At 64.4% G+C, this 14,695-nt stretch carries 10 protein-coding genes and 1 tRNA gene; 9 read left to right on the plus strand and 2 right to left on the minus strand.

What is annotated here, in order from left to right:
• Positions 1–39: 39 nt before the first annotated feature.
• Positions 40–3,981: a PAS domain S-box protein gene (locus tag AC1DZP_RS13935; RefSeq protein ID WP_477303089.1), complete on the minus strand. Its 3,942-nt coding sequence runs from the start codon at positions 3,979–3,981 to the stop codon at positions 40–42.
• 247 nt (positions 3,982–4,228) lie between these two features.
• Here AC1DZP_RS13935 and AC1DZP_RS13940 point away from each other — a divergent pair, with 247 nt between their 5' ends.
• From AC1DZP_RS13940 to AC1DZP_RS13980, 9 genes are all read left to right on the plus strand, one after another.
• Positions 4,229–4,687, plus strand: coding sequence for a phasin (locus AC1DZP_RS13940; RefSeq protein ID WP_095088547.1), 459 nt, complete (start codon positions 4,229–4,231; stop codon positions 4,685–4,687).
• Positions 4,688–5,034: 347 nt separating this feature from the next.
• Positions 5,035–5,111: transfer RNA gene (locus AC1DZP_RS13945), tRNA-His, on the plus strand.
• Positions 5,112–5,836: 725 nt separating this feature from the next.
• Positions 5,837–6,976: a transporter substrate-binding protein gene (locus AC1DZP_RS13950; protein ID WP_457152775.1), complete on the plus strand. Its 1,140-nt coding sequence runs from the start codon at positions 5,837–5,839 to the stop codon at positions 6,974–6,976.
• Positions 6,973–7,557 (plus strand): ANTAR domain-containing response regulator, encoded by a 585-nt coding sequence (locus tag AC1DZP_RS13955; RefSeq protein WP_477228923.1) that lies wholly within the window; start codon positions 6,973–6,975, stop codon positions 7,555–7,557. Before AC1DZP_RS13950 ends, AC1DZP_RS13955 begins: the two co-directional genes overlap by 4 nt.
• Positions 7,558–7,564: 7 nt before the next feature.
• Positions 7,565–8,413: an ABC transporter permease gene (locus AC1DZP_RS13960; protein ID WP_457152773.1), complete on the plus strand. Its 849-nt coding sequence runs from the start codon at positions 7,565–7,567 to the stop codon at positions 8,411–8,413.
• Positions 8,414–8,415: 2 nt separating this feature from the next.
• Positions 8,416–9,336 (plus strand): ABC transporter permease, encoded by a 921-nt coding sequence (locus AC1DZP_RS13965; protein ID WP_095088311.1) that lies wholly within the window; start codon positions 8,416–8,418, stop codon positions 9,334–9,336.
• 29 nt (positions 9,337–9,365) lie between these two features.
• Positions 9,366–10,994, plus strand: a complete 1,629-nt coding sequence (locus AC1DZP_RS13970) for an ABC transporter substrate-binding protein (protein WP_477303091.1) — start codon at positions 9,366–9,368, stop codon at positions 10,992–10,994.
• Positions 10,995–11,098: 104 nt separating this feature from the next.
• Positions 11,099–12,043, plus strand: coding sequence for an acetamidase/formamidase family protein (locus AC1DZP_RS13975; RefSeq protein WP_477303093.1), 945 nt, complete (start codon positions 11,099–11,101; stop codon positions 12,041–12,043).
• Positions 12,043–13,731: an ABC transporter ATP-binding protein gene (locus tag AC1DZP_RS13980; RefSeq protein ID WP_477303095.1), complete on the plus strand. Its 1,689-nt coding sequence runs from the start codon at positions 12,043–12,045 to the stop codon at positions 13,729–13,731. Before AC1DZP_RS13975 ends, AC1DZP_RS13980 begins: the two co-directional genes overlap by 1 nt.
• Before the next feature lie 248 nt (positions 13,732–13,979).
• Here AC1DZP_RS13980 and AC1DZP_RS13985 read toward each other — a convergent pair whose 3' ends face one another.
• On the minus strand, positions 13,980–14,219 hold the full coding sequence (locus AC1DZP_RS13985; RefSeq protein ID WP_477303097.1) for a hypothetical protein: 240 nt from the start codon (positions 14,217–14,219) through the stop codon (positions 13,980–13,982).
• Positions 14,220–14,695 lie beyond the last annotated feature (476 nt).

The following is a 14,695-nucleotide window of genomic DNA, read 5'->3' on the forward strand; positions in this document are numbered from 1 at the left end:
ACACGCTGCGCTGTAGGTCGGTCTGTTTTCCGGAATTGCTTATTCGGCGAGCACGCGGGTCGACGGAAACGCGACCTCGACCAGGGTGCCTTCACCCGGTGTCGAGTTGATGGTGAACCGGGCGCGGTTGGCTTCCACCATCGCCTTGGTCAGCGGGAGTCCAAGCCCCGTGCCGTCGCCACGTCCGCGCTTCAACGCGTTGATCTGCTTGAACGGCTTCAGTGCCTGCTCGATCTCGGCGTGGCTCATGCCGATGCCGGTGTCGCGCACCCGCATGACGACGTCGCCTGACGTCTCATAGGCGGTCGAGACGATCACCTGGCCGCCGGCCTGGGTGTAGCGAATGGCATTCGACAGGATGTTGAGCGCGATCTGGCGCACGCTGCGCAGGTCGGCCACCACTTCGGGCAGCCGCGAAGCGAAGCTGGAGCGGATGATGACGCGCTCGCGGTTGGCCTGCGGCTGCATCATCGCCACCGTCTCGGCCAGCGTGTCGTTGAGCGACACGGCCTCGTAGGCCATCTCCTGCTGGCCGGCCTCTATCTTCGAGATGTCGAGCAGGTCGTTGACGAGGTCGAGCACATGGTTGCCCGAGCGATTAATGTCGCGCAGATAGTCGCGGTAGCGGTCATTGGCGACCGGTCCGAACTTCTCGTCGACCATCAGTTCGGAAAAGCCGATGATGGCGTTGAGCGGCGTGCGGATCTCGTGGCTGATGCGGGCGAGGAAATCGGTCTTTTGCGAGGACGCACGCTCGGCCACCGCGCGTGCCTGGGTCAGGTCCTCTTCGGCCCGCTTCCACTGCGTGATGTCACGCACGACTGCACAGAAGCCGCTGTCGTTGGGCAGCCGGCCGATGGTCATGAACAGTGGGATGAAGCGGCCCTGCGCCTCGCGCCCGATCACCTCGCGGCCGTCATTCATGACGCTCGCCACGCCGGGCTCGGACAGTCCGTTGAGATAATCGCGCGCCGCACGCTGGCTTTCTATCGCAAACAGCGAGGCGAACGGTTTGCCGGTCACTTCGTCACTGTCGAAACCGAACAGCGCTTCGGCCGGCCGGCTGATCGAGCGGATGGTGCCGTCACGGCCGATCAGCACGACCCCGTCGGTGGCGGTGTCGATGATGGTGCGCATCTCGGCGATGCGTGCCTTGAGCTCGGGAATGTCGGGCTGCGTCTGCTCGTCGCCAACCACATGCAGGGCCGCCGGCGCGTCATCTTCGCCGGTGCGGCGCACGACCAGCATCAATGCCTTGCCGTCACGCCAGGGGACGGAGCGCAGGATAGCCTCGATCGGGAATTCCTGCCGATCGCGCGTCTTCAGTCGCAAGGCGCGATCGGTGCCGTCGGAGGTCCCATCGTGGGCATAGGGGTCGGCAAAGAGCGCGCCGAGGCCGCCGGCATCCGCCAGGTCGTCGAGCGCCTCATAGCCGGTCAGGTTGAGGAATTCCTCGTTCGCATAGTGCAACTGGTCGCCGGAATGGATGAGCAGCGGCACGGGCAGTTTGCTCAGAAGCGAGGTATCAGGAGCCTTGTGCTCATCTCCGGCGGAAAAGGCCGACGGCACGAAACCTTCGACCTTGAGCGGCGGCACATTGAGGCGTGGGCGCGCGATGCGTGCCGCGTCGCCGCTTGCGCCGGCTGTTTCCGCGACGGACGCGGACGCCTGTTCGTTAGAGGCAGCGGCTTCCTCGTTGGGCTGTACCCAATCTTCACTATCCTCGGCATCGCGAAAATCCGCCGATGTCATGCTGTCGTCATCAACAGCGTCATGTGTCGCATCGGCTACAACCGGCCCTTTGCCGGTGGCGACGGGCTCGGTGATCTCTGGTTGCGCCGCCACCGGTTCGGAGACCGGGGCCCCGTCGCTGTTGTCCGCGACAGGACCGCGTTCATCATCACGGTCGGCATAGTCGAGCAACGAACCCGGCAGGGTGTCGGAGGGTGCCTCATGACCCGCTTCGTCCGGGTGACCGCCGTCAAGCCGCGCCAGATCCGCTTCGTCCTCGGCATCGACATCCGTCTCGGCCCGCATCGTCTCCGGCTCCGCCGCCGGGATTTCGCCGGCCAGCGTCGGCCCTTCGTGCGAGGCCACATCCGCTGTTGACGGAATCTCGCCGACTGCCGCAGCCTCGGCATGTGTCTCGGCGGTCCGTTCCCTGGGATTGTCCAGGCTGGGCTTCTCGGCCTCCGGCGGCTCGACCGGGGAACTGTCCTTCTTCAGCCTTTCGCCGATCTCACGGAACGCGCTTCGCTCCAGCGTCGACAGGCCCTTATCGTTGGCTGGCTGGCGATGTTCGGCCAGCCGGATCACCTTGTCGGCAAAGCGTCGCTCCGGTTTCGGCACGATGGTCAGCGCCGGCACCTCGCCCTGGAACGGGTCCGATGCCTTCGGCTCCTCGACCTTCGGCTCCTGGGCTTTCGGCGCTTCAGCCTTGGGCTGTTCAGGCACGGGTTCCACGGCTTGCGGCTCCGGCGTCTCCGGGGCCTTGCCGTTGGGCACCAGCGCCATGCCGATGGCTTCCGGATCGACGACCGCGTCACTGGCCCGGGCAACACCGAAGCCACGGAAGCCTTCAAAAGCACGGCTGCGGCCATAGACAGGCAGCGCCGCGAGGTCGACAGGGAGCTTCAGGTCGGATCCGGCGACCGGCCACAGCACGGAGCGGCCGGACCAGGTATCGCGGCGTTCCAGCAAGCCGGCGATCTCGCCGGAGGGATCGAGGCCGAAAGTGGCCGCCACATCCCTGAAGCGCCGCCCGATCACATCGGCGGCCGGCTTGCCGACAATGTCGGCGAATTCCGGAGACAGCGTGCTGAACTTGCCATCGGCATCGGTGCGCCAGACGAAGCGCAGTGGCGCCGCCGTGCGGTCGATCGACCGCACGACCGGCCGTTCGACAGGGGCGGTGGCCTTGGTGTCGTGCCGCGTCGGGATTTCCGCCGCACCCTCCGCGACGGCGGCAGGGGGCTCAACCGGCTCGGCTGCAGCGGCCCGGCCGGCCCGTTGCCTGTCTTCCTCACCGGCATTGAAGTACCAGTGATCGTGCTGCGCTGCCGTAGCGGCGGCAGTTCCCGGGTCGTTATCCGCCGCCTCCGCAGGCTGCCCCGCTGGATCGGCATTCTCAGGCGCTGGCGGAATGATCTCGGCGGCTTCCGGAACGCTCGGTTCGTCCACGGCCGGGTGTTCGATGTCGATTGCCGGTCTGTTGTCCTGGTCCGGTTCCGACTGGGCAATCGCGCTTACCGCAGCCGCGGTTTCAACCTGGGCTGGCGCTTGCGTGTCCGCGACACTGTCGTCGGCAGCGGACGTGTCGTCGAGTTGGTCCTCGTCGATCACCACCAGCAGATGCCGTTCCTCGGTCAATCTTGCCAGCCCTGCCGGATAGGAGGTCGCACCGCCGGGAACGAGGCGCTTGACGATGCGGTCGCCCTCATCCGCGACGTCGGCAACCAGCGCCGCCAGCGTCTCCGGCAAGATGCCCAGTGCCGAAAATCCTTCCGAGGCGGCCTCGACGTTTCCGCTGGCATCGACAAAGGCAATGAAATGGCCGTCTTCGGTAAAGCCGCCGATGGCGCGAGCGGCGATTTCGCCGGCGCTGCGCGAGCCCGTCTGCGCCGCCGGCATGGTCAGCATGATCGCCTTTTCGGCGTCCGGCATGGTCACGGCACTGGCCAGGAAGCCGACGGCACGGCTCGTCATGCCCGTTGCCAGCCGCACCGTGATGGCGCGGTCGCCGCTGATCTCGGGAAATCCGCTGGTCGCCATGATCTGGCGTCTGGCGATCAACGGCAGTTGCGCGGAGGCGCCGATGATCGCCTCGATGTCGGGGTAGCCGAACACCGCGGCTCCTGGCCCATTGGCCCAGATCACCTGCTCCAGATCCGTCGAAAGAATCGCGATCGCGTCGCCGGCGGCAAAGCGCTGGCGGACTGCTTCGAGCACGGCGACGTCGAGGAAGGAATATTCGGACGGCATGCGCTTGGCGAACCCTCACGGAGCGGCAAATTGCGGTTAACGCTTTGTTAATAAAAGCCGGCGGCGCGAAGGTCCACAAGCCAGAACGTGCAAAGGCTGGAATCTGGCCTCTTGGTTAACGGCCCGAAGAAAATTATGGTGCACTGCAACAAAGATATTGCAATGCACAAAATTTGCCTTTATATTGCCATCATACATGAACGAGACGGCTTTCTGTCAAAGCCGCTGACGCTGAAAAGGATGGAAAATGTCCAGGACCAAAACTGCCGACACGATCGAAAACGTTGAATTCCCGAGCTTCGACGCTTCCAAGGCTACCGACCAGATGCGCGCTTTCGCCGAAAAGGGCGTTGAGCAGTCGAAGGAAGCCTACGCTAAGCTGAAGACCGGCGCCGAGGAGACCCAGAAGGCTCTGGAGTCGACCTACGAGACCGCCAAGACCGTTTCCAGCGACCTGTCGCTCAAGACCATTTCTGCTCTCCGTGCCAATGCCGAGGCCGGTTTCTCACACCTCGAGGCCCTGATCGGCGCCAAGTCGCTGTCGGAAGTCGTCGAGCTGCAGACCGCCTTCCTGCGCAAGCGCGTCGAAATGACCGTCGAGCAGGCCAAGGACTTCCAGACCGTCGCCTCCAAGGCGGCCGAGGATGTCTCCAAGCCGATCAAGACCGCCTTCGAGAAGGCGATGAAGGAAATCAAGGTTGCCTAACATTTGCGCATGATCTGAAGATGCAACAAAAGGTCGCATTTTCTTAAAAACGATCAGGCGTATGATGGTAGCCATCAAGGAATACCCGGCGAGTGGAACCTCCTCCCTCTGCTCCCGGGGTGACCAGCCAGCACCTCCTCCCGCTGGCTCGTAACAGGAAAAGGCCGGCACCTCCTCCCGCCGGCCTTTTTCTTTGTCCGGCGAAAAGTCGATGCTGTTTGTGGGCAAGCGACCTTTGCCTAGCAAAAGTCTTGAATTAAAATCCATTAGCCCGTAAGGACGCATCGCCGAACGACGGAGCGGATCACGGAAAGCGCGCTTTCCACGTGGTCCGGCTCGGTGAACGTGCCGTTGTAGCTCAGATGGTTAGAGCGCCGGATTGTGGATCCGGAGGTCGCTGGTTCGATCCCAGCCAACGGTACCATCGGATTTATGGCTAAAAAATTGAATTCATTATAGAATTTTCGTCCGCCGCTGAGCGGCGAGTTTGCCACCCTCAGCCCGGGATATATCTTTCAGCCGACGGAACGTTTGTAACAGTCCGGTGGTGTACCCATGATCCCCGCATAGGGATCATAAAGGGCGTTGCCCCTCCTGGCCCTAGTTTGAGTCCGCTGTCTCCCCGGCAGCGGACCCGACGATTTCGGTGGCATCCTCTAAACGCAAATGCCCAACGAATTAGCTGGATTCGCGCCACAGAGTCCTTTCCTGGCCACCCATCTCGAACGACTGCTTCGCGCCTCATCTCGGTCGTAGAGGTCAGCCTCGCCGCTTCACGAAAGCGGACATGCTTGCGACCACTTGGAGGTCGTGATTACGCCAGGATCGGGCATTTCCCCTTGCCGGATTTGAAGGCAGTCGATCGGCTCGCATTCTAACCGGCAGCCTTCAGGAGCCCGGCCGAAATGCAGACTGTGGACTGACCTGCATGCTCCATCTCGAGCCGACCGTCTAATGAGCTAACCTCCAAGCTATTCCATTCGAGCAAGTCGCCGTTGACAAGTGTGCGCCTGCTCGTGTTCTATTTCGCAAGCGCACATTTTTCCGCGTAACACATCGCGTCCGGCAAGGCCGGACAAGGGCAGCATGGCCCCGCCGCGTCTCATCGAGCATGGGGTGCGTGTGGGGCCTTTGTTTTTTGAGGTCCGGGTGAAGACGTTCAGGGTCGGTATTCTTTATTCGACCACCGGTCCCTACGGGGCGATCGGGCGCGACTGCCGCGCCGGCGCCGAATTCGCCATCGAGGAACTGGAGAAGGCCGGCAGCCCCGTGCGCATTGAGCCGGTGTTCGGCGATCCGGCCGGGCAGCCGGAGCGCTACCTCGATCTGATCCGTTCGATGCTGCGCGACGAGGGCTGCCGCAATGTGATCGGCACCATCACCTCGCTGTCGCGCAAGGATGTCATCCCGCTGGTCGAGAAATATGACGGGCTGCTCTGGTACATCTGCCCCTATGAAGGTTTCGAGGCCAACGAGAACGTCATCTACACCGGCGCCTGTCCCAACCAGCATCTGATCCCGCTGTTCGACTATATGCTGCCGCGCCACGGCAAGCGCGTCTATCTCGCCGGCGCCAACTATGTCTGGGGCTGGGAGATGAACCGGCTGGCGCGCGAGCTTCTCATGCGCGCCGGCGGCGAGGTGGTGGGCGAGCGCTGCCTGCCGATCGAGGAGACCGATGTCGGCCTGCTCATCGCCGACCTGGAGCGCCACCGGCCGGACTTCATCCTGAACAACATGATCGGCCCTTCGAGCTATGCCTTCCTTGCCGCCGTCAAGCAGCTCGCCGCGCACGATCCCGCCTTCGCGCCGGAGCACTGCCCGGTGCTGAGCTGCGACCTGACCGAATGCGAGCTCGGCGAGATCGAGCCGGGCGTGGCTATCGGCCAGCTCTCGACGGCTTCCTATTTCGAAAGCCTGGCGTCGTTCGAGAACCGCGGCTTCAAGCAACGCGTCGCCGCCCGCTTCGGCGCCGAGCGTCGCGTCTCCAGCTTCTTTGCCGGCGCCTACGCCGCCGTGAAACTTTGCGCCGAGGCGGTGTCGGAGGCCGACCGCGACGACCCTGCCAGCGTGCGCGGCTTCCTGCATGCCCGGCCGCGGCAGACTGTGCTCGGCACGCTGGCCATCGATCCGCGCACCAACCACGCCGCCTTGCCCTTCCATCTGGGCCGCATCAACGAGCGCTCCGGCTTCGACATCATCGCCTCGCATGGCGCCATCGCCGCCGACCCTTATCTCGTCGGCACGCTGCCCATCCAGCACGCCCCGCATCTGAGGGTGGTGCAATGACGCGCACGCCCAATTTCGTTTCCTGGCGCGCCGCGATCCTGCATCGCGCCGACGACAACATCGAGCGCCTGAAGCGGCAGCTTGAACGTCTCGGCGTCACCGTTCTGGTGCAGTGGAAGCCGCTCGATCTTGCCGAGACGCCGGCCGATATCGTCCTGGTCGATGCCGATCAGGGGTGGGACGATCTGTTGCCATGGAATGGCGACGATGCACCGGTTCCGGTGGTGGCACTCCTCGGCTCCGAAGCGCCGGGCCGCATCGCCTGGGCGCTGGCCAAGGGCGCCGGCGCGATCATGGCAAAGCCGGTCGTCGCCTCCTCGGTCTATCCGGCGCTGGTGCTTGCCACACATGCCCATCACGAGCGTACCGCTGTGCGGGCGCGCATTGCCGGCCTGGAGGAGCGCTTGCGGCTCAGGCCGATCGTCCATGACGCTATGCGCTCGATCATGGCCGCGCAGGGTACGGATGAGGACGGCGCCTATCGCATCCTGTGTCGCCTCGCCATGCAGCGCCGACTCACCGTCGAGCATGTCGCCGCGGCCATCGTCGCCGGGCATGAGCCCGTGCCGCGGGCGATGTAGGCGCCGCATGCGGGTTTTGCGCGAACTTGTCAGACGGCCTTCCGCCCTGTTCGGGCTGATCGTGGTCGTCATCGTTTTGCTGGCGGCGATCTTCGCGCCCTGGATCGTGCACTTCTCGCCGGACAACCAGCTCACCGACGGCCTGTCGCTCGAAGGCGCACCGCTGCCACCCAGCGGCGAGCATTTGTTCGGTACCGACACGCTTGGACGCGACCTCTTCTCGCGCGTTCTGTTCGGCGCCCGCACGTCGCTGATCATCGGTCTCGTCGCCAATGGCGTCGCCGTCGCGATCGGCCTTCTCGTCGGGCTGCTCGCCGGCTATCTGCGCGGCACCGTCGGCAATTTGCTGATGCGCTTCACCGACCTGATGATGGCATTCCCGGCGTTGCTGCTCGCCATCGCGCTCGCGGCGTTGCTCAAGCCCAGCCTGTGGATCGTCGCCATGGTCATCGCGCTGGTCAACTGGGTGCAGGTCGCCCGCATCGTCTACACAGAAACGCGCGGCCTGGTGGAGCGCGACTTCATCGTCGCCGAACGTTCGCTCGGCGCCGGCAATGGCCGCATCATCTTCCTGCACATCCTGCCGCATCTGATGCCGACAGCGATCGTCTGGGGCACGCTCGGCATCGCCACCACGGTGCTGCTCGAGGCGACCTTGTCCTTTCTCGGCATCGGCGTGCAGCCGCCACAACCCTCCTGGGGCAACATCATCTTCGAGAGCCAGAGCTATTTCCAGGATGCGCCCTGGCTGGTGTTCATCCCCGGCGCGATCATCCTCGCCACCGCCTTGTCGTTCAATTTGATCGGCGACGCCTTGCGCGACATCCTCGACCCGACGCAGCGCGGGAGGCTGTAACGATGGCCGTCTTCCTCGCCCGCCGTCTTGTCCAGGCCGTGCTGATCCTGCTCGGCGTCGCCGCCATCACCTTCCTTCTGCTCTACTACCTGCCGGCCGACCCCGCCGTGCTGATCGCCGGCCGCTCAGCTACGCCGCAGATGGTGGCCGCGATCCGTCATGAGCTCGGCCTCGACCAGCCTTTGATCATGCAGTTCCTGCACTATGTCGGCTCTTTGCTGCATGGCGACCTCGGCCGCTCCTACACGCAGAAGACCGAAGTGCTGCCGCTGATCCTGGCGCGCTTGCCGGCGACGCTCGTGCTCATGGCCGCCGGCATCGTCGTCGAGGTGGCGCTTGGTTTGACCTTCGGCATCATCGCGGCGGTCTGGCGCGGTGGCTTCGTCGACCGTTCGATCATGATGCTGTCCTTCGTCGGCGTCTCGTCGCCGCAATTCGTCGTGGCGCTGCTGCTTTTATACGTCTTTGCCGCCACGCTCGGCTGGTTCCCGATGTCCGGCTTCGGCACCGCGCGGCATGTGGTGCTGCCGGCCCTCACGCTCGGCGTGCTCGGCGCCGGATGGTACGCGCGCATGGTGCGCTCGGCCATGATCGAGGTGCTGCGCCAGGATTATGTGCGCACCGCCCATGCCAAGGGTCTCAGCGGCCGCCGTGTCGTGCTCAGCCATGCGCTGCCCAACGCGCTGTTGCCGATCATCGCCATGGTCGGCATCGACATCGGCCAGTTCATGAGCGGCGTGGTGGTGGTCGAGGCCGTCTATGGCTGGCCCGGTATCGGCCAGCTCGCCTGGCAGGCCATCCAGCAGGTCGACGTGCCCATCATCATGGGCGTCACCCTGGTTTCGGCGCTGGCCATAGTGCTCGGCAATCTGCTCGCCGACTTCATCGCGCCCTTCGTCGACCCGCGCATCCGCAGCCAATAACCAACAAAACCAACAGAGGAGTGAACTCAATGAACAAATTCGCCAAAAGGATGGGCCTGGCGGCCTTGCTCGCCACCTCCGCCCTGGTGCCGGCCAAGCTTGCCTTCGCTGACACGCCGACCAACGGCGGCGACATCATCGTCACCTATAAGGACGACATCGCCACGCTTGACCCGGCCGTCGGTTACGACTGGCAGAACTGGTCGATGATCAACGCGCTGTTCTCGCGCCTCGTCGACTACAAGCCCGGCACGACGGAGCTCGGGCCGGCGCTTGCCGACAGCTACGACGTCTCCGACGACGGCAAGATCTACACTTTCAAACTGCATCCGGGCGTCAAGTTCACCAACGGCCGCGAGGTGACGGCGGCGGACGTGAAGTGGTCGATCGAGCGCGCCGTCAACCCGAAGACGCAAGGCCCCGGCGCCGGCTTCTTCCACTCGATCGTCGGCGCCGACAAGATGACCGCCGGCACCGCCGACACGATGGAAGGCATTACCGCGGTCGACGACCACACGGTCAAGTTCACCCTGTCGCAGCCCGACGCCACCTTCCTCAACGTCCTGGCGCTGAACTTCGCTTCCGTCGTGCCGAAGGAGGCCGTGGAAGCCGCCAATGGCGATTTCGGCAAACACCCGGTCGGCTCCGGCGCCTTCACGCTGAAGGAATGGACGATCGGCCAGCGCCTCGTCTTCCAGAAGAACCCCGACTATTTCGTCAAGGACCGGCCGCATGTCGACAGCTTCACCGTCGAAGTCGGCCAGGAGCCGCTGGTGGCGCTGCTGCGCCTGCAGAAGGGCGAGGTCGATATCGCCGGCGACGGCATCCCGCCGGCGAAATATCTGGAGATGAAGAAGTCGGCCGAGTTCGAGGGCATGATCGTCGACCGCCAGCAGCTCGAGACCAGCTATGTCACCTTGAACACGCAGGTGAAGCCGTTCGACAACGCCAAGGTGCGGCAGGCCGTCAACATGGCCATCAACAAGGACCGCATCGTGCGCATCATCAACGGCCGCGCCACGCCGGCCAGCCAGGTGCTGCCGCCGCTGATGCCGGGCTATGACCAGAACTACAAGGGCTATGCCTACGACCCCGAAAAGGCGAAGGCGCTGCTTGCCGAAGCCGGGTTGAAGGACGGCTTCTCGACGCAGATCTACACCTCCAACACCGATCCGCAGCCACGCATCACCCAGGCGATCCAGCAGGATTTGGCGGCGATCGGCGTCAAGGCCGAGATCAAGGCGGTGGCGAACCCGAACGTGATCGCCGCCGGCGGCACGCAGGGGCAGGCGCCGATGGTCTGGTCCGGCGGCCTCGGCTGGATCGCCGACTTCCCGGATCCGTCCGACTTCTACGGGCCGATCCTGGGCTGCGGCAGCGCTGTTGCCGGCGGCTGGAACTGGTCGTGGTACTGCAACAAGGACATCGACGCCCGCGGCCAGGCCGCTGACGCCATGCCGGTACCGGCCAAGGCCGAGGAGCGCAACAAGGCCTGGGCGCAGATCTTCACCGACATCCAGACCAATGAAGCACCCTGGATCCCGGTCTTCAACGAACGCCGCGTGGTGGCCAAGTCCAAGCGCATGGGCGGCCCGGACGAGATCTACATCGATCCCACCCGCGTCATCGATTACGAAGCGATCTACGCGAACAAATAGGCTCTTCTCATCTCCCGGCGGCAGGCATCCAGCTCACCGCCGGGACCGTCCCATGATGCCGCCTGCACGGGAGGGCGGCTTGCCCAAGACAACGAGAAAAAACCATGTGCGTGAAGTGCGATTACACCATCCATCGCGCCAGTCATCATTTCGGCTGGAACCGCGACTTCGAGCCGGCGCTGACGGCAAGGCCCGGCTCGACAATCCATTTCGAATGTCTCGATTCCTCAGGCGGGCAGTTCAACGCCAGCTCCACGGTCGCGGACGTCAAGACGATGGATTTCGGCAAGGTCAATCCGGTGACCGGACCGGTCTATGTCGAGGGCGCCAAGCCCGGCGATGCGCTGAAGATCACGCTGCGCCATTTCGAACCGTCGGGCCTCGGCTGGACCGCCAACATTCCAGGCTTCGGCCTGCTCGCCGACCAGTTCGAGGAGCCGGCGCTGCACATCTGGAAATATGACGCCGCCGCGATGACGCCGGCACTCTTTGGCCCTGGTGGCCGCGTACCGCTAAAACCCTTCGCCGGCACGATCGGCGTGGCGCCTGCCGAACCCGGCCTGCACTCGGTCGTGCCGCCGCGCCGTGTCGGCGGCAATCTCGACATCCGCGACCTTTCGGCTGGCACCACGCTCTATCTGCCGGTCGAGGTCGTGGGCGCGCTGTTTTCGATCGGCGACACCCATGCCGCTCAAGGCGACGGCGAGGTCTGCGGCACCGCCATCGAGAGCCGTATGGATGTCGAGGCGACGATCGAGCTGGTAAAGGACGCGCGGCTCCAAAGTCCGCGCTTCACCACGCCGGGACCGGTGACCCGCCATCTCGACGCGGCCGGCTACGAGGCCACCACCGGCATCGGGCCGGACCTGATGACCGCGGCGCGCGAAAGCGTCATGCGCATGGTCGACCTGCTTGCCGCGGAGCATGGGCTGAAGCCGGTCGACGCCTACATGCTCTGCTCGGTTTGCGGCGACCTGCGCATCAGCGAGATCGTTGACATGCCGAACTGGGTCGTCTCGTTCTACTTCCCAAGAATCGTCTTCAATTGATGGCGGATGCTTCCGGGCCAAAGCAGGATGCCGTCCTGACCGTCGACAAATTGTCGGTGGACGCGCTGACGCCTGAAGGGGCGAGGCGCGTCATCGACGGCATCAGCTTTGCCTTGGCGCCGGGCGAGACATTGTGCATCGCCGGTGAGTCCGGTTCGGGCAAGTCGGTGACGGCGCTTTCGATCATGCGGCTGTTGCCGCGCACCTCGCTGCGCATCGCCGGCGGCGACATCAGGCTCGATCGCCAGAGCCTGCCGCTCCTGTCCGAGCGCGCCATGCGCGATGTGCGTGGCGGCGAGATCGCCATGATCTTCCAGGAGCCGATGACCTCGCTCAATCCGGTACACTCGATCGGCGCGCAGCTGACCGAGGCGATCCGCACCCATCAGGGCGCGGAAGGCGCCAGCATCGAAAGCCGCGCCCGTGCCATGCTCGACGTCGTCCAGATCAACGACCCGGCGCGGCGCATGAAGCAATATCCGCACGAGCTCTCCGGCGGCATGCGCCAGCGCGTCATGATCGCCATGGCGCTGTCCTGCCGGCCGAAAGTGCTGCTGGCCGACGAGCCGACGACGGCGCTCGACGTGACCGTGCAGGCGCAGATCCTGAAACTGATGCGCGAGTTGAAGCGGGAATTCGGCACCGCCATCATCCTGATTACCCACGACATGGGCGTCGTCGCCGAGATGGCCGACCGGGTGGCCGTGATGCGTGACGGCCGCATTGTCGAGGCAGGCCCGGTGCTCGACATCTTCGAGCGGCCGCAAGCCGAGTACACGCGCGAGCTGCTCGCCGCCGTGCCGCGCCTCGGCGCGCACGCCGCGACCGACGCGCCGCCGAGGGTCACCGCCACCATCCGACCAGCCGCGCCAGAGGGCGCCGCGCCGGTGCTGTCGGTCAAGAACCTCGTCGTCGATTACGGCGCTTCCGCCAGCCTTTTTCGTCGCCGCGCCGCCGAGGCGCCGGCGGTGCAGGACGTCTCTTTCGACATCATGCCGGGACAGACGCTCGGCCTCGTCGGTGAAAGCGGTTCCGGCAAATCCACCACAGGCAAGGCCGTGCTCGGCCTGGTGCCTTTCACGGGTGCAGTGACCATCGGCGGCACGGCCATCCAGGGCCTTTCCGCCGCCGCGATGCGGCCGGTGCGCCGCGCCGCGCAGATGATCTTTCAGGATCCCTACGCCTCGCTCGACCCGCGCATGACAGTGGGCGCTGCCATCGCAGAACCGCTCGTCATCCATGGCATTGGTGCCAAGGGCGACCGCAACGAGCGTGTGGCCTCGCTTCTGAAGCACGTCGGCCTCGCCGCCGATCATGCCACGCGCTATCCGCATGAATTTTCCGGCGGCCAGCGCCAGCGCATCTGCATCGCCCGAGCGCTGGCACTCGAGCCGAAGCTGATTGTCGCCGACGAAAGCGTTGCGGCCCTCGACGTGTCGGTCCGGGCGCGCGTGCTCGACCTGATGCTTGAGCTGCAGGAGACGCTCGGGCTCTCCTATCTGTTCATCTCACACGACATGGCCGTGGTCGAGCGCATGAGCCACAACGTCGCCGTCATGCGCGCCGGCCGCATCGTCGAGGCTGGCGCACGCCGCGCGGTGCTGTCATCACCGCGCGAAGCCTACACGCGTGAACTGATCGCCGCCGTGCCTATACCGGCCCCACGCATCGCAAACCCACAGAAGTAGCGTTGCTGAGACCGGCGCACCAAATCATCTCGGCCGGGTTCCTCGGTGGCGGGTGGGTGGCTAGTGGCCCTACCGACCTTGGCTAGTTTTTCAGGGACTGAACCTGCCAGCCATCGGAAGGAGGAGTAGCCGCGGGAGCGTATAGTTCTGCAAGTGACGTCCGCTTTGCGCCTCAACCCGGGCATCAAACTCGCCGGTCCCCAAAGCTGACGTCCGGCTTGGGCGGCGCCATGTCCGGCATTGACCCTTCACACCAGGCTCATCATTTTCAGGACCACCATCGCCATGATGATGAATGCACCCACCATGGCCACTGTTACGGGTATACTTGCGGCTTGGCAGGCGAACCCGGCGAACATCAGCCAAAGCGCCGCGCCGTGAAAATGGAAATCGCGCCCGTCGAGGCGGCCAACGGGGACCGCGAAATCGTCGTGCAGCACACCATACGCTGGCCAGCCCACCAGCAATGCCGCGATGGCCACCGCCAACACGTTCGCGGACCTCGGGTTGCGGCTCCGCCAGCTGCCGCGCGTTTTTATCGTGTCCTCCGGTGAGCCCGTCTGATATTTAGTAAGCGAAAGGCTTACATTTCTGTAAACAGTGTAAGAGAGTACCAACCCAGCACCGCTTCGATGCCTCGCATGAACCATCGGCTGAACGACAGCTTATCGCCAACGGCAGCCGAGACCGGACGTTCTCCTTCCGGCCCCATTTCGGTCATTCGCTACAAGCGAGTTCTACCTACGGCTAAATCAGCAATATCTCGAAGCCTGTAATTAGTCGCGTTCATCGTCCTTGGGTTCGCCAGACCATACGAGAGAATACGAAGAATATGGCTTGGCGAACCATCCGCTAGCGCATTGATTTCCTGTAGAAAACGGTGACCCTCCGGGCCCACCAAGATACCCATGTAAGTTATTTATTATTTCCTGGCCCACGCCATGGACTCGAACCCCTCATAAAA

The sequence above is a fragment of the Mesorhizobium sp. P2_F8 genome, from assembly GCF_056403655.1.

Bases quoted from the DNA above. Each gene is read 5' to 3' on its own strand.
- AC1DZP_RS13935 (WP_477303089.1), bottom strand. From the start codon at position 3,981: ATGCCGTCCGAATATTCCTTCCTCGACGTCGCCGTGCTCGAAGCAGTC.
- AC1DZP_RS13965 (WP_095088311.1), top strand. From the start codon at position 8,416: ATGGCCGTCTTCCTCGCCCGCCGTCTTGTCCAGGCCGTGCTGATCCTG.
- AC1DZP_RS13960 (WP_457152773.1), top strand. From the start codon at position 7,565: ATGCGGGTTTTGCGCGAACTTGTCAGACGGCCTTCCGCCCTGTTCGGG.
- AC1DZP_RS13940 (WP_095088547.1), top strand. From the start codon at position 4,229: ATGTCCAGGACCAAAACTGCCGACACGATCGAAAACGTTGAATTCCCG.
- AC1DZP_RS13970 (WP_477303091.1), top strand. From the start codon at position 9,366: ATGAACAAATTCGCCAAAAGGATGGGCCTGGCGGCCTTGCTCGCCACC.
- AC1DZP_RS13980 (WP_477303095.1), top strand. From the start codon at position 12,043: ATGGCGGATGCTTCCGGGCCAAAGCAGGATGCCGTCCTGACCGTCGAC.
- AC1DZP_RS13955 (WP_477228923.1), top strand. From the start codon at position 6,973: ATGACGCGCACGCCCAATTTCGTTTCCTGGCGCGCCGCGATCCTGCAT.
- AC1DZP_RS13975 (WP_477303093.1), top strand. From the start codon at position 11,099: ATGTGCGTGAAGTGCGATTACACCATCCATCGCGCCAGTCATCATTTC.